15 protein-coding genes are annotated in these 20,863 nt (G+C 55.4%); 5 read left to right on the forward strand and 10 right to left on the reverse strand.

The genetic code is table 11. The features are described from left to right. Positions 1-5: 5 nt before the first annotated feature. From glgX to bla, 7 genes are all read right to left on the reverse strand, one after another. Complete coding sequence (gene glgX, locus ACUY4S_RS12590) at positions 6-2,081, reverse strand: glycogen debranching protein GlgX (protein WP_458022359.1); 2,076 nt, start codon at positions 2,079-2,081, stop codon at positions 6-8. Positions 2,082-2,146: 65 nt separating this feature from the next. Further along, positions 2,147-4,657 (reverse strand): malto-oligosyltrehalose synthase, encoded by a 2,511-nt coding sequence (gene treY, locus ACUY4S_RS12595; RefSeq protein ID WP_458022360.1) that lies wholly within the window; start codon positions 4,655-4,657, stop codon positions 2,147-2,149. Further along, on the reverse strand, positions 4,654-6,441 hold the full coding sequence (treZ, locus tag ACUY4S_RS12600; protein WP_458022361.1) for a malto-oligosyltrehalose trehalohydrolase: 1,788 nt from the start codon (positions 6,439-6,441) through the stop codon (positions 4,654-4,656). The genes treY and treZ overlap by 4 nt, the downstream gene beginning before the upstream one ends. A gap of 107 nt (positions 6,442-6,548) precedes the next feature. Next, positions 6,549-7,184, reverse strand: a complete 636-nt coding sequence (gene fdnI / locus ACUY4S_RS12605; protein WP_409429787.1) for a formate dehydrogenase-N subunit gamma — start codon at positions 7,182-7,184, stop codon at positions 6,549-6,551. Next, a complete protein-coding gene (gene fdxH, locus ACUY4S_RS12610; protein ID WP_312686288.1) occupies positions 7,177-8,061 on the reverse strand; it encodes a formate dehydrogenase subunit beta in 885 nt (294 codons plus the stop codon). The genes fdnI and fdxH overlap by 8 nt, the downstream gene beginning before the upstream one ends. A 12-nt stretch (positions 8,062-8,073) precedes the next feature. Further along, complete coding sequence (gene fdnG / locus ACUY4S_RS12615) at positions 8,074-11,124, reverse strand: formate dehydrogenase-N subunit alpha (RefSeq protein ID WP_458022362.1); 3,051 nt, start codon at positions 11,122-11,124, stop codon at positions 8,074-8,076. Positions 11,125-11,283: 159 nt separating this feature from the next. Beyond that, complete coding sequence (bla, locus tag ACUY4S_RS12620; RefSeq protein WP_458022363.1) at positions 11,284-12,153, reverse strand: class A beta-lactamase; 870 nt, start codon at positions 12,151-12,153, stop codon at positions 11,284-11,286. A 44-nt stretch (positions 12,154-12,197) separates the two neighbouring features. Here bla and ACUY4S_RS12625 point away from each other — a divergent pair, with 44 nt between their 5' ends. Beyond that, entirely contained in the window at positions 12,198-13,142 is a 945-nt protein-coding gene (locus ACUY4S_RS12625; protein ID WP_458022364.1) for a zinc-dependent alcohol dehydrogenase family protein, read from the forward strand. 27 nt (positions 13,143-13,169) lie between these two features. Here ACUY4S_RS12625 and ACUY4S_RS12630 read toward each other — a convergent pair whose 3' ends face one another. Then, complete coding sequence (locus ACUY4S_RS12630; RefSeq protein WP_458022365.1) at positions 13,170-13,892, reverse strand: hypothetical protein; 723 nt, start codon at positions 13,890-13,892, stop codon at positions 13,170-13,172. A 15-nt stretch (positions 13,893-13,907) separates the two neighbouring features. Between ACUY4S_RS12630 and ACUY4S_RS12635 the strand changes: the two genes are divergently transcribed. Then, on the forward strand, positions 13,908-14,660 hold the full coding sequence (locus ACUY4S_RS12635) for a metallophosphoesterase (RefSeq protein ID WP_458022366.1): 753 nt from the start codon (positions 13,908-13,910) through the stop codon (positions 14,658-14,660). On the opposite strand, the gene ACUY4S_RS12640 is transcribed toward ACUY4S_RS12635, so the two are convergent. Then, the gene (locus ACUY4S_RS12640; protein ID WP_458022367.1) at positions 14,639-15,136 is read right to left on the reverse strand and encodes a cupin domain-containing protein; all 498 of its coding nucleotides are present in this window, start codon (positions 15,134-15,136) and stop codon (positions 14,639-14,641) included. The two genes, ACUY4S_RS12635 and ACUY4S_RS12640, sit on opposite strands and share 22 nt — an antisense overlap. Before the next feature lie 378 nt (positions 15,137-15,514). Here ACUY4S_RS12640 and ACUY4S_RS12645 point away from each other — a divergent pair, with 378 nt between their 5' ends. Then, entirely contained in the window at positions 15,515-16,672 is a 1,158-nt protein-coding gene (locus ACUY4S_RS12645) for an EAL and HDOD domain-containing protein (protein WP_312686278.1), read from the forward strand. Between the two features lie 260 nt (positions 16,673-16,932). Beyond that, complete coding sequence (locus ACUY4S_RS12650) at positions 16,933-18,498, forward strand: methyl-accepting chemotaxis protein (protein ID WP_458022368.1); 1,566 nt, start codon at positions 16,933-16,935, stop codon at positions 18,496-18,498. Positions 18,499-18,820: 322 nt separating this feature from the next. Here ACUY4S_RS12650 and ACUY4S_RS12655 read toward each other — a convergent pair whose 3' ends face one another. Then, positions 18,821-19,300: a carboxymuconolactone decarboxylase family protein gene (locus tag ACUY4S_RS12655; RefSeq protein ID WP_458022369.1), complete on the reverse strand. Its 480-nt coding sequence runs from the start codon at positions 19,298-19,300 to the stop codon at positions 18,821-18,823. 92 nt (positions 19,301-19,392) lie between these two features. Here ACUY4S_RS12655 and pdxR point away from each other — a divergent pair, with 92 nt between their 5' ends. After that, positions 19,393-20,790 carry a MocR-like pyridoxine biosynthesis transcription factor PdxR gene (gene pdxR / locus ACUY4S_RS12660; RefSeq protein ID WP_312686272.1) on the forward strand — a complete coding sequence of 466 codons (1,398 nt, stop codon included), beginning with the start codon at positions 19,393-19,395 and terminating at the stop codon, positions 20,788-20,790. The last annotated feature ends 73 nt before the right edge of the window (positions 20,791-20,863 follow it).

The following is a 20,863-nucleotide window of genomic DNA, read 5'->3' on the forward strand; positions in this document are numbered from 1 at the left end:
TCCATTTACGGACGGCGGAACAGCGCGATGCTGCGCCCTTCCAGTTCAAAATCCTTCTCTTTGGTGATAACAATTCCGCGTTTTGCCGTATCGGCGGTGGTTAACTCCAGCACCCAGCCACCTTCGCCAAACTGCGGAATGCGGAAGGGAACGGTGCCTTCGAAGGGGTTAAACAACATCAGCACGTCGTGCCAGATGCCCGGTTCAGTTTGCAGGTCTGGCCGGCCAATATAGACGCCCAGTGTGGTGCCTTCATCCCACTGTTCCGGTAGCTGCTCGCCACCGCCCGCGTTGTACCAGCGGATCACCATGCCATCGCGCCAGTTTTCCCGGCGCAGCAGCGGTTGCGATGCGCGCAACGCAATCAACTGCCGGGTAAACGCCATCAACTGTTCACCCTGCCCTTGCAGCGCATCCCAGTTGATCCACGAGATCTCATTGTCCTGGCAGTAACCGTTGTTATTACCCTGCTGGCTACGGCCGAATTCATCTCCGGCCAGCAGCATCGGGCTACCGTGGGAAAAGAGCAGCGTGGCGAGGAAGTTACGTTTTTGCCGCTCGCGCACCGTATTGATGCCTTCATCGTCGGTGACGCCTTCAGCACCATAGTTGTAAGAGCGGTTGTCATTGTGACCGTCGTTATTGTCCTCGCCGTTGGCGTCGTTGTGTTTCTCGTTGTACGACACCAGGTCATTCAGTGTAAAACCGTCATGCGCGGTGATGAAGTTGACGCTCGCCCACGGGCGACGCCCGCGCTGATCGTATAAATCGCCGGAGCCGAGCAAACGGGCAGCAAAATCGGTCGAGACGTTATCGCCCTTCCAGTATTCCCGCAGCGTGTCACGGTATTTGTCGTTCCACTCCGCCCAGCCAGGCGGAAAACCGCCGACCTGATAACCGCCAGGGCCGATATCCCAGGGTTCACCAATCAGTTTCAGCTTCGACAGTACCGGATCCTGCGTCATTGCATCAAAAAAGCCGCCGCGCTGGTCGAACCCTTCCGGCTCGCGGCCAAGGATCGTACCCAGGTCGAAGCGAAAGCCGTCGACGTGCATGGATTCGGCCCAGTAACGCAGAGAATCCATCACCATTTGCAATACGCGCGGATGGGAGGTGTTGACGGTATTGCCCGTGCCGGTGTCATTGATGTAGTAGCGATGCTGATCCGGCAACGTGCGGTAGTACGAGAAATTATCGATGCCTTTAAACGACAGAGTTGGCCCCAGTTCATTGCCTTCCGCCGTGTGGTTGTAAACCACATCGAGGATCACCTCGATGCCGGCGTCATGATACGCCCGCACCATATCGCGGAAACCCTGAATACCCCGCGGCCCGTAATAACGTGTGGCCGGCGCAAAAAAGCCGAGCGTGTTATACCCCCAGAAATTGCGCAGGCCTTTGTCGAGCAGGTGCTGATCGTCCGGGAACCAGTGCACGGGCAACAGTTCCACCGAAGTGATGCCGAGGCTTTTGATGTAATTTACCGAAGCGGCGTGCCCCATCCCCTCAAATGTGCCGCGCAGTTCTGGCGGCACAGCAGGGTTAAGCTGGGTAAAGCCTTTTACATGGGTTTCGTAGAACACCGCGTGTGGCCAGGCGATGGCGGGCCGCCCTTGATCCTGCCAGTCAAAGGCCTGCGGATCGATGACCCGACACTTAGGGGTAAACGGCGCGCTGTCCTGCTCGTCAAAGGTCAAATCTTTATCTTCGTGCCCCAGATCGTAAGCATAATGCGCAGCATTCCACGCGATATCGCCCACAATCTCACGCGCATACGGGTCGAGCAGCAGTTTGTTTGGGTTAAAACGATGCCCATTTTCCGGATCAAATGGACCGTGCACCCGGTAGCCATAGAGTGCGCCAGGCTGCAGACCAGGCACATAGCCATGCCAGATCTCATGCGTATTTTCCGGCAGATCCAGGCGGGCTATCTCCTCTTTTCCGCTGGGATCGTACAAACAGAGTTCCACACGCTGCGCGTGCGCTGAAAAAAGCGCGAAATTAACACCCTCGCCATCGAAATTAGCGCCGAGTTGCTGCCCTTGCCCTGCCGTAATATAAAAGCGTTTACCGTCAGACATAGATTCCTCTTTATCGCCTGTAATGCTGTACCAGACATAACGATTGCGAATCGCACCCTTTTCTTTTAAGCACTTACCAGTACTGCGAAGGTAAAACCACCGACAGATCGCAGCCGGACGTTATCCGTTAAAAAAATCGTCTCATCGCTTAGTATGTCCCGGTAATGACGATTCGCCAGTTCGGCAGGTAAACCAATGTTTGCCCCCGTCAGGCTGCCCTGCAGTGCGCCGAACAGCAAACGTGGCGCCAGCACAATCAGCGCGTCCTGGTCGTCAACGCGGGCGAAGGCGATAATATTGTCTGACTGCTCGCCCGAGGCATGCAGCGGCACATACGCCCCACGGCGAAACAGCGACGGCAGGCGCTGGCGTAAATGCAGCAGTCGATAGATAAAAAACTGCTTTAGCTGCCCGCTCGACCAGCCTTCCTGCGACTGGGGTTCTGCCTGCTCATCCGCCATCAACAACTGCTCCAACCCGGCGTAATCCGGCATGAGGCGGTTGTCGGGATCAACCAGGCTGAAATTGAGCGCTTCACTCCCCTGGTAAATATCCGGCACGCCAGGCGCCGTTAATTTGATGACCGTTTGCGTCAGGCTGTTGACCAGCCCGGCGAGGATAAACGGCTGCAGGGATGTGACAAAATCCTGCAAAAATGCACTGTTGTCCGGCGACAACAAATGGCGCGTGTAGTCGAGCACCGCCTGCTCGTAGGCATCGTTGGTGTCGATCCAGTCGGTACGCTGTTTCGCTTCGCGCAGCGCTTTTTCTACAAAAGCCACAAAGCGCTCTTCCAGCGCCTGCAAGCCTGCGACATCATCAGCCTGCAACTCAACCGGCCAGACACCTGCCAGTGCCTGATAAATCATCCATGCCACCGCTGGCCGGGGCGCGGGGCCATCATTAAGCAGGACCACTTTCGACTGGTTCATCTGTTGCCAGCGCGCCACGGCCTCTGCCCAGCGTTCAGGTGCTTCGGTGAGCGTATAGAGTCGCGCCCTTGCATCTTCTCCACGCTTGGTGTCGTGGGTCGACGTGCCCGATAGCGCATCCGGCTGGTGTTCAAGCCGCTGTTTCATCTCGGCATGGAAACGGTTAAGCGAAAAGGTACGGGGCAACGGCTCCGCGCCCACCTCGTTAAGCGCCAGATCCATGTTCTGGCGGAAAAACAGCGTATCTTCGACCGATTTGGCCATCAGCGGCCCGGTCAGCTGTTGAAAACGCGTGCGAAAGCACGCCGCCTCACGCACCGCATTGTGTGCTATTTCACCCCGTAAAATGCGGGTAATAAAATCGAGCGCCTGCGCATCAGGGGCGTGCGGGCCGCGTTGAATGCTGGCGACCACCTTGCGCAGCAAGTCGTTGTCGGCGGCGGGCAGTCCCTGTTCAGTTCCATAGGTGCGATACACCGGAAAGGCGATCAGCAGCTCACGTAAGGCCTCATGCACCGCCTCATGCGGCGGCACCGGGATCTCGGTCAGGGCAATCGCCTGTGCCAGCGCCAGTAACGTGGTGAATTCACCGCGAAAATTGCGCTCCACCATCAGCAGCTTTGCCGCACGCAGTTCAGCGTGCATATCCACTTTTCGGCCCAGTTGCGCGTGCCAGGCATCGCGTAAGCGGTCAACGTTCTCATCGTCGACCAGCACATCGGACAGCGCAGCAATAAATTCATACCCGGTGGTGCCGGCCACCGGCCAGTCGGCAGGTATCTGTTCGCCTTTGCCGAGAATTTTTTCCACCGTCAGGTAGCAATCCGGGCCAACCTGCTGGCGCAGCCGCGTGAGATAGCCCTGCGGGTCGGCCAGCCCATCAATATGGTCTATACGTAAGCCATCTACCGCTCCGCTGTGGACCAGTTCAAGGATCAGCGCATGGGTATCTGCAAAAACGCGCTCATCCTCTACCCGTACCCCGACCAGCCCGGTGATTTCAAAAAAACGCCGGTACGAGAGCGCATTTGGGGCATCGCGCCAGCTCATCAGCCGCCAGGGTTGGCGATCGTGTAGGGCAGCCAGTTGCGCCTTGTCGTTCAGCCCCAGAATCGACTGCGCGTCACCCTGCCAGGTTCCTTCCGCCAGCGGATAAAAGTTGTCGTAGTAAGTGAGCGCAGGCTGGCCAGTCACCGGATCGGCCTGTACCGACAGTTCGCCGTTTTCCAGCACGGTAGCAAAATCATCGCCCAGAAACGGCAGAGTCAGACGCTGTGACCAGTCGATGTCGAAGTGGTGGGCATAAGCGCTTTTTTCGCCGTGGGCAATGACGTCGCGCCACCAGGCATTGTCCAGCGATGCAGCCATATGGTTCGGTACAATGTCCAGAATCAGCCCCAGCCCGGCGGCTTTTAAGGCCTGAACCATACGATCAAAACCTTCACGCCCGCCCAGCGTGGGATCGAGTTCATTGGCATCGGTCACATCGTAACCGTGCGTTGATCCGGGTGTCGCGGTGAATACTGGTGAGGCATAAAGATGGCTGATGCCCAACAATTTCAGATAGGGAACCAGCGCCGCCGCGCCATCAAAGGTCATGCCATTACGAAACTGTAAACGGTAAGTCGCGGTTGGCGTTTTCATTGTGCTTCTCCCTTTTCCAGACGTACCACAAACGCATTCGGCAGCAGCTCATGCTGTTTATCAGGCCAGGCCGCCAGCGTCTGGCCCGGCAGATCCGGCAGCGGTTGCGCCGTTTCGCCAATATTGAATGCCAGCGACAACGTGCCCTGCGGGAAGCGCCAGCGGACGGCCACATAGCCCGGCGCAGTCGCCAGCACGTCGCCGCTCTGCCCCTGCGCGCTGGCCAGCAGCGGCACCACATATTGTTGCCTCAGCGCCAGCCACTCACGGGTACGTGTTAGCCAGTCATGCCCTACGGGCTGGTGGAGTTTCTCCCAGTCCAGTTGCGAGCGGGTAAAGGTATCGAGGGCATTGGGATCGGGCACGGCTTCGTCGCTGTGCCCGGCATGCCCCTGAAACTCCTTCGCACGTCCTTCCCGCACTGCGCGGGCCAAATCGCCGTGAAAATCGGTAAAAAACAGGAAGGGGCGCGTCTCGCCATACTCTTCGCCCATAAACAGCAACGGAATGTGCGGCGAAAACAGCAACGCGGCGAGCAGAACGCGGGTCCGTGCCTCGCCCGCCAGCGTGATCAGCCTGTCGCCCTGCGCGCGGTTACCGGTCTGATCGTGGTTCTGGATAAAATCGACAAACGCCACTGGCGGCTGGTTACGGCTGTCGACGCCGCGGGATTTCCCGTTCGACGGGGCGACTTCGCCCTGGAAAGCAAAACCGCCGCTGAGCGCGCGAGCCAGCCAGACCTCGGGTTGATCGGCAAAATCCTGGTAATAGGCGTGGGTTTCGCCGGTTGCCATCACGTGAGCCGCATTATGCACATCATCGTTCCACTCGGCGGTAAACAACGGAACCGATCCGTCTGGCGCTCGCGGATGCAGGTCAATGATATTGCGGCAATCTTCGGTGGTCAGATGGACGGGACGATCGGTAATGTGCTGGCGAATGCGGCGGGCAATTTCCTCCAGCACTGGCGGTTGCGCGCTGTCCTGAATCTGGTCGATAGCGTCAAAGCGCAGGCCGTCAAGGTGGAACTCGGTAAGCCAGTAGAGCGGCGCTTCAACGATATACCGCCGTACCGCATCCACATCATAGGCAATGCCCGCTCCCCAGGGCGTATGCCGTTCGGGGTGGAAAAAGTCCGGTGACAGCGTCGGCAAATAGTTGCCTTCCGGCCCGAAGTGGTTGAGCACAATGTCCAGCACCACTGAAAGCCCGTAACCGTGTGCCGCATCGATAAAGGCTTTAAAATCATCCGGCGTGCCATAGGCCGAATGCGGCGCATAGAGTAAGACGCCGTCATAACCCCAGCCACGGTTGCCGCCAAACTGCGACACAGGCATCACTTCGATCATGGTAATGCCGAGTTCAGCGAGGTACGGCAGTTTCGCAATGGCAGAGCGAAATGTTCCCTGAGGCGTAAATGTGCCGATGTGCAGTTCGTAAATCACCGACGCTTCCCACGGACGGCCCTGCCAGTGGGCGTGTTGCCAGCGGTAATGTTCGGGATCAACCACCACAGAGGGGCCATTGACGTCGGAAGACTGCGCGCGGGACGCCGGATCGGCGATCGTTGTCCCGTCTTCAAGCATAAATTGATATTCCGTGCCTGCAGCGACATTATCGACAGTCAGATCAAACCAACCGTTTTCACTGCGCTGCATGGGATGTGTACCAGACGGTAACACCACGCTGACATGTTGTTGCCCACTGGCCCAGACCCGAAAACGTACGCTACCCCCGGCAACGTACTCCGCACCCCAGCTTTTACTGAATGATTTCGAGCCCATGCAATTACCTCTCCACGATGTCACGAAGAACAATCATAGACGATAATTCGCCAGGCCTAAGGCAAACAGCCCGATGGCATCGCGCACACCGGGCTGGATAAGGGTTATTACTGCTGTTTCTTTTCGGCGGCTTCGACGTCGCGATACCAGCGCGGGTGATGTTTCCTGGCCCAACGACGGCTCACTTTCCCTTCGATCATGCCGGTAATGGAGCCTTTTACCCAGAAGGCCATATACATATGTACCAGGATGGCCAGCATCAGTACGATGGCGGAAGTGGCATGCGCCAGCAGGCTCCAGCGAACGAGCCAGAGGGGGAAATTGTGGGCAAACAACGGCCGCCAGATGATCACCCCTGTCGCCAGCAGCACGGAAATCATGCTCATAATGGTCCAGAACATCATTTTTTGTCCGGCGTTATATTTCCCGACGTCCGCGACTTTATGCTCATTGCCCTTCAGCACCTCGACAATGCCTTTGATCCACGGCAGATCCTGGCGGTCGGGAATGTTGTGATGCACGAAGCGCACAAACATCACCATCAGGATAAGGAAGATCGCCACGCCGAAAAAGGGGTGCAGGATCCGCCCCATCTGCGGCGTGCCGAAGGTTTGCGTCAGCCACTGTAACGACGGGAAAAAGAGCGCCAGACCGGATAACGCCACCAGAAAGAAGCACATCACCACCGTCCAGTGGCATGCGCGATCGATAAATTTGGTGCGCAGGATCTTGCGGTTACTCATGATCGCTCTCCTCGTCGTCATCCGTCTCTTTATTCGGCCCAATGCCGATATAGTGGAACAGCAACCCGGCAAACGTGGCGACAAACCCTGCAGCAGAGAGCGGTTTCAGGATCCCTTTCCACAGGTTTACCGGCACATCTATCTTCGGATCGGCAGGCAGATTGTGGTACAGCGCTGGCTGGTCGGCATGGTGCAGCACATACATCACATGTGTGCCGCCGACGCCCTGCGGGTTGTAGAGTCCTGCCTGGCGGTAGCCACGCGCCTGTAACTGCGCCACGCGGGCTTCACCCCGTTCCAGCATTTCTGCTTTGGTACCAAAATGGATGGCGCCCGTCGGGCAAGTTTTTACACAGGCTGGCTCCTGACCTACGCTGACGCGATCAACGCACAGGGTGCATTTGTACACCCGGTTATCCTGCGGATTAAGACGCGGAATAGTAAACGGGCACCCGGCAATGCAGTAACCGCAGCCAATGCAGTGCTCTGACTGAAAGTCCACAATGCCGTTGGCGTACTGCACAATCGCGCCAGCGGAGGGGCAGGCTTTCAGGCAGCCGGGTTCCGCACAGTGCATACAGCCATCTTTGCGGATCAGCCACTCCAGCTTGTCGTAGTGCGTGGTTTCACTGAAACGCATCACCGTCCAGGATTTGGCACTCAGATCCAGCGGGTTGTCATAAACTCCGGCACAGTGGCCGACGTCATCGCGAATGTCGTTCCATTCGGAACAGGCCACCTGGCAGCCTTTACAGCCAATGCAGGTGGTCACGTCGATCAGTTTGGCGACCTCAGCACGGAAGTCACGCGCCTGCGGTGGCGGGGTCAGCCCGTTGGTGGCCGAGCGCTGGATAATGTCTTGTGATTGCATGGACATAACAGGGTTTCCTTACACCTTCTCGACATTGACTAAAAACGCTTTGTATTCCGGCGTTTGTGAGTTGGCATCGCCAACGGAGGGGGTCAGCGTGTTGGCGAGAAAGCCTTTGCGCGTCGCACCTTCAAACCCCCAGTGGCACGGAATGCCGATGGTATTCACCGGGTGTCCGTCGATGGTCAGCGTTTGCAGACGTTTAGTGACCACCGCTTTGGCTTTGATAAAACCGCGTTTGGACATCACTTTGACGGTATCGCCCGCCACAATGCCCTTCTCCTGCGCCAGGGCTTCGCCGATCTCAATAAACTGATCCGGCTGCGCAATGGCGTTTAAGCGGGCATGCTTTGTCCAGTGGCGGAATAGCTCAGTAATGGAGTACGTGGTCGCCACATAGGGGAAGGCATCCGCTTTGCCCATGTTTGCCATGTCATCAGGGAAAATGCGCGCCACCGGGCTGGAGATCACCGCCGGGTGCAGCGGGTTGGTCCCGATCGGCGACTCGATCGGTTCGTAGTGCTCCGGGAACGGGCCATCGTTCATTTTGTCGATTGAGAACAGACGCGCCACCCCTTCCGGGTTCATGATAAAAGGCCCGACCTGGCTGTCTGGCGCGGCCTGGCTGTAATCGGCGACGTCCATACCCGCCCAGCGCTGACCGTCCCAGTGCAACAGCGCACGTTTGCTGTCCCAGGGTTTACCTGACGGATCGGCAGAGGCGCGGTTGTAGAGGATGCGGCGGTTGGCAGGCCATGACCAGGCCCAGCCGGGCGTACACCCCAGTCCATACGGATCGCTGTTGTCGCGGTTCGCCATCTGATTGCCGCGCTCGGTCCAGCTTCCGCAGTAAACCCAGCAAAAGCTGCTGGTGGAGCCGTCATCGCGCAACTGTGCGAAGCTGCTGAGCTGCTCGCCTTTTTTGGCAATCAGCACGCCTTTGTCGTCGTAAAGATCGCGCAGCGCGCGGCCATTGGCTTCGCGGGCAATTTCTTCCGGGTGCGGATCGCGCGGGTCGTGATAATCCCAGCGCATATTGAGCAGCGGTGCCGGGTTTGCGCCGCCTTCTTGCTGGTATAGCTCACGCAGGCGCATAAACAGGCGACCGAGGATTTTGCCATCGTGTAATGCTTCACCTGGTGGTTCCGCCGCTGCCCAGTGCCACTGCAACCAGCGCCCGGAGTTGGCAATAGAGCCATCTTCTTCCGCAAAGCAGGATGACGGCAAACGGAACACTTCCGTCTGGATCTCCGCCGGGTTGACGTCGTTCATCTCACCGTGGTTCTGCCAGAAGTTGGAAGACTCCGTAACCAGCGGATCGATCACCACCATGTATTTCAGTTTTGCCAGTGCGCGGGAAGATTTGTTCTTATCCGGGAAGGCGGCCAGCGGGTTAAAACCCTGCACAATGTATCCATTGATCTTCCCTTCCAGCATCAGTTCCGCCTGGGTCATCACATCGTACAAACGGTCCCATTTCGGCAGCCAGTCATAGCCCCAATTGTTCTGCGCGGTGGCATTGTCGCCCCAAAAACTCTTCATCAAGCTGACAAAGAATTTCGGCGTATTCTGCCAGTAGTTAACCTCATTCACACCGAGTGAAGGCGGCGTGATTTGCGAGATATAGGTCTGGTAGTCGGGCTGTTTTTCCGACGGCAGCGGCATATAGCCGGGCAGATTGGTGGAGAGTAACCCGAGATCGGTATAGCCCTGAATATTGGAGTGGCCGCGCAAGGCATTGACCCCACCGCCCGCCATGCCGATGTTGCCCAGCAGGAGCTGGAGCATGCCTGCGGCGCGGATGATTTGCGCCCCGGCGGAGTGATGCGTCCAGCCCAGCGCATAGAGAATAGTGGCAGTGCGATCCGGTACACTGGTCGATGCCAGCAGGCGGCAAACATGGGTGAAATCTTTCACGCTGGTGCCGCACAAGCGGCTGACCATTTCTGGCGTGTAACGCGCCACGTGGGCTTTCAGCAGGTTCCACACACAGCGCGGGTGGCTGAGTGTCTCATCACGGAGCGCGTTACCCTGGGCATCCAGTTGGTAGAACCAGCTCGATTTGTCGTACTGACGTTTGGTTTTGTCGTAGCCGCTGAACAGCCCTTCATCAAAGGCGTAATCATCACGGATGATCAGGCTGGCATTGGTATAGTGACGCACATACTGGTGCTGGATTTGGTCATGCTCAATCAGATAGCGGATCGCACCCAGCAGGAATGCCGTGTCGGAGCCGGCACGGATCGGCGCATAGAAATCGGCCACCGCCGCGCTGCGGTTGAAGCGCGGGTCAACCACCACCACCGTGGCGTTATTTTTGGTTTGGGCTTCAACCACCCACTTAAAGCCCACCGGATGCGCTTCAGCCGCATTGCCGCCCATGATCAGCACTACGTTGGCGTTTTTAATATCCACCCAGTTGTTGGTCATCGCCCCGCGACCAAACGTCGGTGCCAGTGCGGAAACCGTCGGACCGTGGCATAACCGCGCCTGACAGTCGATAGCAACCATCCCCAGCGCGCGGGTGAATTTACCATCCAGAATGCCGGTTTCATTACTGGCCGCAGAGGAGCACAGCATCCCGGTGGTGGCCCAACGATTGACCGTTACGCCCTGTGCATTTTTTTCAATAAAATTGGCATCGCGGTCGGCTTTCATTAAGCGAGCAATACGTTCAATAGCATCGTCCCAGCTTATTCGTTGCCATTTATCCGATCCTGGCGCGCGATATTCCGGATACAGCAGACGATTCTCACTGTGAATATAATCGAGAACCCCTGCGCCTTTTGGACACAATGAACCCCGGCTGACAGGATGATCGGCATCGCCTTCAATATGGTAAATACTTTCGCGGACATTTTTGGCATTGTCGCCAAGACTGTACATCAGCATGCCGCAGCCCACTGAGCAGTAAGTACAGTTATTTCGCGTCTCTTTTGCTTTTAAAAGTTTGTATTGACGAGTTTCCGCTTGCGCGGAAAAAGATGATAAAAAACCGAGGGATGCGACAGTTGTTCCTGCCATACCGCCCGCACAGATGCGAAAAAACTGCCTCCGGCTGAGATCCATTTAACCTCCAGCTTAAACTTAAGACATGAAAAGGGACGGAGATTATAGGGATATTTTTATAACTTAACCATTATCCATTTATGGTTATTTTTGCGGGTAATTCTGGGCAGATTGTTATTTAACTAAAGTTAGCGGCAGAGGATCTTCTCTGCCGGTTTATTAATGAGTCGCGTTAAATATGGCGCTGCCAATACGGGCAATGGCGTCATTACTTTCGGCGAGGGTGGCGTGGGTATTCGTTATATAAATACTTACGATACGAGGACTCTTTTTCCCGGGCCAGACAATACTGATAATCGACCGCGAACCGTAATCCCCGGCACCGGTTTTATCGCCTATCACCCAGCCTGCGGGCAGCACTTTGCGCAACAGCGGGTTGGCCACTTTATCTTCACGCATCCATTGCACCAGTTGTGCGCGCGAAAGGGGTGTTAACACGTCTCCCAGCGCCAGTTTTTGCAACGTCTGGCTTACGGCGATCGGCGTGGTGGTATCGCGCATATCCCCTGGAATTGCGCTATTTAAAGTAGGCTCATTGCGGTCCAGCCGCGTGACACTGTCACCCAACTGCGCCATATAGCGGGTGAATGCTGCTGGCCCCCCTACCTTTTTCGCGACAAGATTGGCCGCGGTATTATCGCTTTCGCTAACGGCAGCGCGACATAATTGCTGCCAGCTCATGCTCGCTGGCGCAACATATTTGCTGGTCACCGGCGAGTAGGTCACCAGTTCGCTCTGGGTAAAGTGGGTGGTATCCTGCAGGGTCAGTTCGCCGTGATCGACTTTGCTGAGCAGCATCCCGCACAACAGCGCTTTATGGGTGCTGTTAAGCGGGAAACGCTCATTACCGCGATAACTCACCGTTTCGCCGCTGCCGGTATCTACCACGGCAATGCCAATACGTGCGTCGAGGCGCGCCTCTTGCAGGCGGGCAACCGCCGTCAGCGTCGCCGTATCAATATTGGCGGCACTGACCGGCAAGGTGCTCGCCAGGCACAGAGCACAGAATAATTTCTTCGGGAAAAACATAGGTATAATCCTTTATCAGGCTAACGACATCACAAATGGGCAGCATGGTTAACTCCGCAGTAGTGTACAGACGTTTCGGTGAACCGCTGATGACTTTGCAGTATGAGCATAGCGAACTGGGATCACTGGCAGCGGGCAATATTCGCGTAAAAATGCGGTTTGCTCCGGTCAATGCCTCGGATTTGATCCCGGTAACCGGGGCGTACCGTCACCGCATTACCCTGCCCGCCACCGCTGGTTATGAAGGGGTTGGCGTGGTAACTGAGGCGTCTGGCGACGCGGTAGCGTTATTGGGTCAGCGGGTATTGCCTTTGCGCGGCCAGGGCACCTGGCAGCAGTACGTCGATTGCCCGGCCGCGTTCGCCGTTGCGGTGCCGACGGATATTGATGATAGCCTCGCGGCCAGAGCCTGGATCAACCCGATGGCAGCGCTGCTGATGCTTCAGCACTTTCCGCCTGCGGGCAAACAGGTTGTTGTGACGGCTGCGGGCTCCGACTGTGCTGGTTTTCTGGCCCAGTGGGCCAGGCTTAGCGGCGCAACACGGGTTACCGGAATTTACCGCTCAGCCATACATGCCGACAGGCTGGCTGCCAACGGGATCACACCACTGGCCGATACCGCGACCGATGCCATAGAACAGACCGCCCGCGATGCAGAGGTGGTATATGACGCTACTGGCGGCGCGCTGGCGGCGTTACTGCTTAGCGCCATGCCGCGGCACGGGCAATTTGTCAGTTACGGGTTGCTTTCCGGGCAGCCGTTCATTCTCCGCCAGGGTCAGCCTGCCGTGCACTGGTTTCACATCCGTAATTACCTTGATACCCTGCCTGCCGCCGCCTGGCAGCAGGCATTTGGCACGATCTGGGCGCGCTTACGTCATAGCCCCTGCGCCGGTGTGTCGCTGTTTGGCCTGCCGCAGTGGCAGGATGCCGTGCGGTTCTACCAGACAGCGGGCAGAACCACCCGGCCCGTGTTGGCAATGGATTAAGACCGACAGGCGAAGCAGACCCGCACTTTAATGCGGTGATTCAATAAATTGCCCGGTTCGGAGATCGAGCCTGAAATCGCGCGCATCGTACGGTGGATCCCAGTCGCCCGAACCATAAACGATACCCTCTTTAATCCGGTGTACGCCTACACAATCGTAACCACACTGTGGCGATTTCCAGACGATGCCACGCTGCACGTTGATCAGGAAAACATACTCAAAGGTGGCAACGAGGAAATCATCCGTCAGCGTTTCAAGGTACTCCGGCACCGGGCAAAGTTGTGACACGTAATCCTGCAGAAACCAGGATGTGGTGCGCTGAGAAGCAATATCGAACAGGTGCACATGTTGCCCGCAAATGAAGGCCACCTTTCGGTCATTGCTCAGGGTATGGCTGAAACACTGAACCAACAGGAAACCTAACTCATCCACCCCTACATACACATGCAGTAACGCCTCCACGCGATTGCCGTTGCAGACCACCACCTTGCGCCGCAGTGCGCCACGCTCACCACAGGGGTTAACCTCAAGTACCACGAGTTCGTTGGCAGGCGGCCATTCGAGATCATCCCTGTTGATGTAATCCCCCGACACGTAGTCGGAATGATCGAGGATAAGAAACCAGGCGCGGTATGTCATAACGGCAATCTCCATGAGCAACTCTGCGGCAAGCATAGCGGTGAGTTCTGCCACAGACAATGACTGTCGTTTCAGTGCCACCGCAGACAGGTTTTGCCATACTGACAACATAAAAACGGAGGAACCATGCTGATTGCCCAACTGAGTGATATTCACGCCACAGCCGGTAATGATAACCTGCAGCGTTTGCGTCAGGCCGTTGACTGGCTTATCTCTCTGCAACCCGACATGGTTGTGCTGACGGGCGATCTCACCGATGACGGCTGGCATGAGGGTTACCTGGCGATCGCCACGGAGTTACGGCGCCTATCCTGCCCGACGCGGATCTTGCCGGGCAACGCCGACGACAAACAGGTGATGTGTGCCGCACTGCCTGACTTTGCGCACCGCCGGCCAACCGACGCGCTGCATTTTAGCGAGGTGGTGGCTGGCGTGCCGCTGATTGGCGTAGACGTTACCGTCTCCGGAGAGAGCGGCGGCGATATTCGCCCGCACCTCGCCTGGCTTGAAACCGCGCTCGCGGCTTACCCGCAACCGGCAGTGATCTTTTTGCATCAGCACCTTTTCACGAGCGGTATTACGCCGATCGACAGCGCCATCTGCCTGGGTGCAGAGGCCTTATTCCCCCTCTTCTCGCGGCTGGCGTTTCCGCCGCTGGCGCTGTGTAGTGGACATGTGCACCGCACTGCCAGCGCGGTGGTTGCCGGCGTTCCGGCATTGATTTGCGGATCAATTTGCCCGGCTAACCCGCTGCTGCTCGAGGATCGCCCTGTACCACCCGTGACCGATCCGGTCACCCTGATGATCCATGACGTATGCAACGGGGAACGTGTCAGCCATGTTGTCGCCCTGCAGGCTCAGGCCTCGCCTTCCCAGTAATCTACCCCTGGCCCGCGAAAATCCACCCGGCGAAAATCGTCCTGGCCCTCCGTGCGGGCGCGGGCGAGAAATTTGTTCGCATCCGGGTATTCGCAGATCTCCGGGCTTTCCATGGTACTGATCGAAATGTAACGCAGCGGGTGATCCGACGTATTAATGATCTGATGAGGCCAGTCTGTACCCGGCGGGATGCAAATCACATCCCCCTCCTTAATGGGCCGTTGTTCATCACCAATACGCAGCGTGCCAGTGCCATTGAGCACAATAAACATCTCTTCCTGGGCATGGTGCAAATGAAACGGACACCCGCGTTTGCCAGGCGGCAGCGTATCGACAGAGGCGCCCAGTTTACCGGCGGCCGTGCCTTTGGTGAGCGATCCCCATTGCGTTGTGTACAACGTTGGGCGCTCAAAGGTCTCCAGTGCTATTTCGTTGAAATTATGGATCACAAAGGGAGGCTGAGTTGTGTTGGTCATAAACGGTTCCTGTAAGCGGGTTCACCCTTCAGTATTGAAATGCCCTTATCGGCCTGTCAATTTTCTGCCCATTAGGGGATTGTCTGCGTGCAGCTGGCACCCGTAACGCAAACTATTCTGACGGGCTCGCCGTTATCAAACCTGCCTGGCTGTACATCTTTCGCTTTGCTGTCCTATCCTTGAACAATAAAAGTAAAATATTCTGCTGAGGTCACACGGTTCCGGTAGTCAGAGTGATACTGTTGCTTATATATTTGGAAAACTTATACAAAAGTACACGGGTGTGCGAGGTAGCGAATGTATTCTTTTGTGGCCAGACAGGCGATATTTGATAAGCAATTAAACACCGTCGGTTACGAACTCCTTTTCAGGGACAGTATGGATAACCGTTTTCCGGATGTTTCTGCTGAGCAGGCTACCACCCAGTTAATTGAGGAGCAGTTTCTCAGCGCCCCGGTCGGGCGCAAAAATGATAACAGCACCGTATATGTCAACTTCCCCTACCAATTATTAGTAGAAGGTCTGGCGGAAACGCTGCCGAAAAATCGCGTTGTCATTGAGATCCTTGAAAACGCAGAACCTGACCGCAAGCTGCTGGAAACCGTAAAACGCCTGCATAACCAAGGTTTTCGCGTGGCGCTGGATGATTTTACCCCCGGCAGCGACTGGGAAAAATTCATGCCTTATGTCGACGTGATTAAATTTGATATAAGGCAAACCTCGTCAGAGGAGATTGGGCTTTATATTCGCCAAAACCGCGACGCATTACGTCACACCATTTTTCTGGCGGAAAAAGTCGAAACCTACGAGGAGTTTGAAACCTATAAGAAATTAGGATTCAACCTTTTTCAGGGCTATTTTTTCAGCAAGCCGATTGTCACTAAGCGAAATAAACTGGTGCAAAACCGTGCATTCGCGCTGAAATTGATGCAGGAAGTTAACGTCGAATCGCCTAATTTAAATAAAATTGAAGATCTTTTAAAACGCGACGTTTCCCTTTCCTTCAAAATTATGCGTTACGCGCAGAATATTCTCTATAACACACGCGGTATCACCGGGTTTCGCAACCAGTCGTTGCGCGACATTGTGCTCTATCTCGGCATGGGCGAAATGCGCCGTTTTGTGCTCATGGCCTGTCTGACCTCCTTTGAGGAAGTGTCGAATACTGAAATTTATTATCTGAGCCTTATCCGGGCAAAATTCTGCGAACGCGTGGCGGCGCAAACCCTGAGCAGCAAAGTGGTGAATGACGCCTTTATGGTCGGGCTTTTCTCTCTGCTGGATGTGATCCTCGGCCTGCCGCTGGATGAGCTTCTGGAACAAATCACCGTTGCGCCGGATGTGGAAAAAGCGCTGCAGAGTGAGAGCGGTAAACTTTATCCGATCCTGCAGCTGGCGCGGCTCTATGAACTGCGGATGTGGGACGAGGCGAACAACGTGGCGGAAGGAATCGGTTTACCGCCCGCCGAGATTGGCGAATTGATGAATCAGGCCGCAAGATGGGCCGATGAGTTGCCGATTACCGTTTCTCGTTAATTCCGGTACGGGATATTTCTGGCGCAGGAATCCGCTTTTTCTGCGCCAGGACATTACATATTGAAACAATATTTCAATAGACTTAAATACATTTCCATTACATTCCAGCCTTTCTTTATCCCCTTAATTCAAATTGATTTTCTGCTATGTGCCGTTGCACATAATTCACGTCGTAATGTGATTAAGATCAGATAAAAACATCAATATTTTCCCAATTATTGCCGTTATTAATAATACCTTTCTTTGTATAGCGTAGGACTATGAAAAAAATAGCGCAGGCCACTGTTCTGACCAAATTGCTCGTCGGCTTCTCCATCCTGATTGTGATGATGTTGCTGTTGGGCGTAGTGTCAATTTATCAACTCAACTCCAGCAATCATCGTATTGATCAATTCCGTGAAAACCGCCTTCCCGGCGTGCGATACACCCTCGAAATGCGAGGTGTCTTGTCGGAGATGCGTTTGCAGCAGATCCAGTACATTACTTCCACGACGACCGAATCTCGCGAGCAACATCGCGGCGAATTACTGCAAAACCAGGCTATCTTCCTCAATGCACAGCAGCAGTACGCCAAAACCTCTGCCGATGCCCCCCAGGAGATGCGCGCGCTGTTTGCCACCGTGGTCGATAACTTCAAAAACTTTGTCGACGTGAACGCCAAAGTGATTGATGCCGTTAGCAGCGGAAATACCGACGAGGCTTCTAAAATCAGCGGTGCGGTGTCAGCAAAATACCGTACTCAGTTGATGAAAGATCTGGCAACGCTGGTGGATCTGGAACTGGCTTTAGGTGATAAAGCCAGCGCTGAATCGCAAGCGGACTATAACCAGTCGTTATACATGTTGACAGGTTTACTGCTGTTGGCTCTGATCGCCACCGGTATGATCGCCCTGTTTATTTCGCGTAATCTCTCCCGTCAGTTAGGCGGTGAACCGGCGTATGCCGTGTCGATCATGAAGGAGATTGCCGCCGGAAACCTGAGCGCGAATGTCGATCTCCGCGATAATGATAGCCAGAGCCTGCTGGCAACCATCAAGTTTATGAACAGCCAGCTGGCGGAAATTATCAACGGGATTATCAACGGCAGCGAATCCATTTCCCATGCTGCCAGCGAAATCGCCGAAGGCAACAATGATTTGTCGCAGCGCACAGAGGAGCAAGCGGCTTCGCTGGTGCAAACCTCGTCGAACATGCAGCAAATCACAGAAAATGTGAAGAGCAATGCCGAGAACGCGCGCAAAGCCAGCGACCTGGCTCGCCAGACATCGCAAACGGCAGTGAAAGGTGGCAAAGAAGTCCACGACATGCTGAAGCGTATGCATGAAATCTCGGACAGTTCGCAAAAAATCGTCGACATTATCTCCGTCATTGAAGGCATTGCATTCCAGACCAATATCCTCGCCCTTAACGCCGCAGTGGAAGCCGCGCGCGCCGGGGAACAGGGCAAAGGTTTTGCGGTGGTGGCAGGCGAAGTACGTAACCTTGCGCAGAAAAGTGCAGATGCGGCAAAAGAGATCAAGCAGTTGATTGAAGGGACGGTTGAGAAAATCACCGACGGTTCACGTTTTGCCGACACCGCCAGCCGTGCGATGGAAGACATTGTCACCTCGGTGAATAAGGTGACGGACATCGTGGCGGAAATCTCTGCTGCCTCCACCGAACAGCATCAGGGTATTAAGGAGATTAGCGTCGCTATTGATCAAATGGATCAGGTGACACAGCAGAACGCCACGCTGGTGGAGCAAGCGGCTGTCGCTGCCCAGTCCATGACTGAGCAGAGCGAAATCCTGCGCGATTCTGTGCGCTTCTTCCAGCTGGCGCGTTAACCCGCACGCTGCGCTGTCACACCCGCCCGGCTTGTTATGGGCTGGGTGTGGCAGCACGGCGCAAGCCTTTCACGAGGCCAGGATAACAGCTCGCCTGGCAATCACCGACCTGTTTACCTCGCTTGCGGCAGTGCGTACAGGGCCTGGCGTCGGTTTTTTACGGGCTTTTAGAGTGAAGATGAGTTACGCGCAGGCCGGCTGATGAGTGTGCTGAATGAGTGGACACAACCTTTTAAAGGGTTGTGCCTTTATTATCCGGGACATCGTCACATCCCGGATGTGTTTGCGGGCATTTATCAGCTTTATTCAACAAGCGCGCTGACTATTGCAGTTGGGCGCGTTCCAGACCATAAGCGCTGTCATACGTTCCCGGTGCAGTTTGCTGCAATAACATCACGCGGTTCCAGCTATTGATAATGGCAATCGCGAAGGTCAGTTCAGAGAGTTCAACCTCACTAAAATGTTCACGTACCTCACGGTAAAGCGTGTCTGTCACGCCGTGTTCCGACGGGCGTGTTAACGATTCGGTCAGTGCCAGCGCCGCACGCTCTTTGGCAGTAAACAGGGGGGATTCGCGCCACACGGCAAGATGATACAGGCGTAACTCGCGCTCACCGTGGATCCTGGCCTGTTTCACATGCATATCCAGGCAGAATGTGCAGCCATTAAGCTGTGAGGCGCGGATATCAACCAGATCTTTAATGCTGCTGTCGAGGCTGCTGTCGTGCGATGCCTGGCTGGCGTCGCTCAGGGATTTGATCAGTGCCGGAGCCAGTTGGAAAATATTGATGCGGTTGCTCATAGTTATTTACCTCGTTTATTGATTCGACAGCGGCTATATTACGTTCTTATGGCGTAGTAGAAAGACGCAAAAAGCAGGAATTTAGGTAGGACATGAAGCCGGGATATAAAGCGATTTATGAGCAATATCGCCACAGCATTAGCAGTGGTTTACTGAAACCCGGCGATAAAGTACCTTCGGTGAGGGTGTTAGCCACTGAACTGGGCGTGGCACGCAAAACGGTTGAAACAGCATGGGCGATCCTGGTGGGTGAAGGCTATCTGGTGAGCCAGGGCGCACGCGGTACGCGGGTCAATCCGGATCTGGTTATCGCCCGCGCAGCCCCTGCACCTTTGCCAGCGTCCGTTTCAGGCATAGCGCCAGGCGTAGCCGACAGTTTTGCCGATCGGGAGGGATTTCTCCGCCTCGGCATCCCCTCACTGGATGCTTTCCCCTATAAGAAATGGCTGCTGCTCTGCGGTAAAGCGGTACGCTCTATGTCTCCAGAAGAAATGATCAATCCGCCGCTGATGGGTTACGGCCCGCTGCGGGAAGCCATTGCCCAGTACCTGACGGTTTCACGCGGGGTGAATTGCTCAGCGGAACAGGTGTTTATTACCAGCGGATATAATAATAACCTGCGGCTGATCCTCAACACACTGGGCACAGCAGACGATAAAGTACTGTTTGAAGATCCCGGGTTTTATTTTGGCCAGCAAACACTGAAGCGTATTGCCCGCAACCTTCATTTTGTGCCGGTCGATGATCAGGGTGTGAATGTGGACTTTTTACAGCGCTATCACCGCGATGCACGTTTTCTTTTTGTGACACCGTCACATCAAAGCCCACTTGCCGTTACACTCACTTTGCCACGCAAGCAACAGTTGCTGGCGTGGGCACAGCGCCACCATAGCTGGATTATTGAAGATGATTATGACGGCGAATTTCATTACACCCGTAAAGTGTTACCGGCGCTGAAAAGCCTCGATACGCAGGATCGGGTCATTTATATGGGCACATTCAGCAAAACTGTGATGCCTGCGTTACGCATCAGTTACCTTGTGCTGCCCCGCGCAACGCTGGCGCAGTTTCGTGAAACGGGCGGGTTAACGGAAAGTGGCCAGCCCGTGCTGACGCAAAAAATCCTCACCGCATTTCTCAGTGAAGGCCATTTTTATAAGCATTTGAAAAGGATGCGACCGCTCTACTCTCAGCGCAGAGATATGATGCTGGCCGCGCTGGAGCAAGTTTACCCTCAGCTTTTTAGCATAGAAGTGAGCGATGGCGGGATGCACGTTATTGCTTTTTTGCGCACCAGTACTGAAGACGTGCGGCTGGCGCAAATATGGCAACGCCATCAGTTACAGGTGAGCGCGCTGTCACCCTGGTATAACCAGAATAGTAAGCGCTACGGATTAATTATGGGCTATACCAATGTGCGTTCGCGGGAAGAAGTTGTCGCCCTGTTACAGCGCCCGGCGCAGGAAACGCGGGCGCTGTTGAGCACGTAAATACGTTACGGCAAACTGCTGACCAGGGACAAATCCCACGCAGTAGCGAGAAGAGATAAGCTGACAACCAGGG

The organism is Kosakonia beeri (assembly GCF_054165705.1).

Excerpts from the sequence above, each read along its gene's own strand:
- glgX (WP_458022359.1), bottom strand. The coding sequence starts at position 2,081 with ATGTCTGACGGTAAACGCTTTTATATTACGGCAGGGCAAGGGCAGCAA.
- treY (WP_458022360.1), bottom strand. The coding sequence starts at position 4,657 with ATGAAAACGCCAACCGCGACTTACCGTTTACAGTTTCGTAATGGCATG.
- treZ (WP_458022361.1), bottom strand. The coding sequence starts at position 6,441 with ATGGGCTCGAAATCATTCAGTAAAAGCTGGGGTGCGGAGTACGTTGCC.
- fdnI (WP_409429787.1), bottom strand. The coding sequence starts at position 7,184 with ATGAGTAACCGCAAGATCCTGCGCACCAAATTTATCGATCGCGCATGC.
- fdxH (WP_312686288.1), bottom strand. The coding sequence starts at position 8,061 with ATGTCCATGCAATCACAAGACATTATCCAGCGCTCGGCCACCAACGGG.
- fdnG (WP_458022362.1), bottom strand. The coding sequence starts at position 11,124 with ATGGATCTCAGCCGGAGGCAGTTTTTTCGCATCTGTGCGGGCGGTATG.
- bla (WP_458022363.1), bottom strand. The coding sequence starts at position 12,153 with ATGTTTTTCCCGAAGAAATTATTCTGTGCTCTGTGCCTGGCGAGCACC.
- ACUY4S_RS12625 (WP_458022364.1), top strand. The coding sequence starts at position 12,198 with ATGGTTAACTCCGCAGTAGTGTACAGACGTTTCGGTGAACCGCTGATG.
- ACUY4S_RS12630 (WP_458022365.1), bottom strand. The coding sequence starts at position 13,892 with ATGTTGTCAGTATGGCAAAACCTGTCTGCGGTGGCACTGAAACGACAG.
- ACUY4S_RS12635 (WP_458022366.1), top strand. The coding sequence starts at position 13,908 with ATGCTGATTGCCCAACTGAGTGATATTCACGCCACAGCCGGTAATGAT.
- ACUY4S_RS12640 (WP_458022367.1), bottom strand. The coding sequence starts at position 15,136 with ATGACCAACACAACTCAGCCTCCCTTTGTGATCCATAATTTCAACGAA.
- ACUY4S_RS12645 (WP_312686278.1), top strand. The coding sequence starts at position 15,515 with ATGGATAACCGTTTTCCGGATGTTTCTGCTGAGCAGGCTACCACCCAG.
- ACUY4S_RS12650 (WP_458022368.1), top strand. The coding sequence starts at position 16,933 with ATGAAAAAAATAGCGCAGGCCACTGTTCTGACCAAATTGCTCGTCGGC.
- ACUY4S_RS12655 (WP_458022369.1), bottom strand. The coding sequence starts at position 19,300 with ATGAGCAACCGCATCAATATTTTCCAACTGGCTCCGGCACTGATCAAA.
- pdxR (WP_312686272.1), top strand. The coding sequence starts at position 19,393 with ATGAAGCCGGGATATAAAGCGATTTATGAGCAATATCGCCACAGCATT.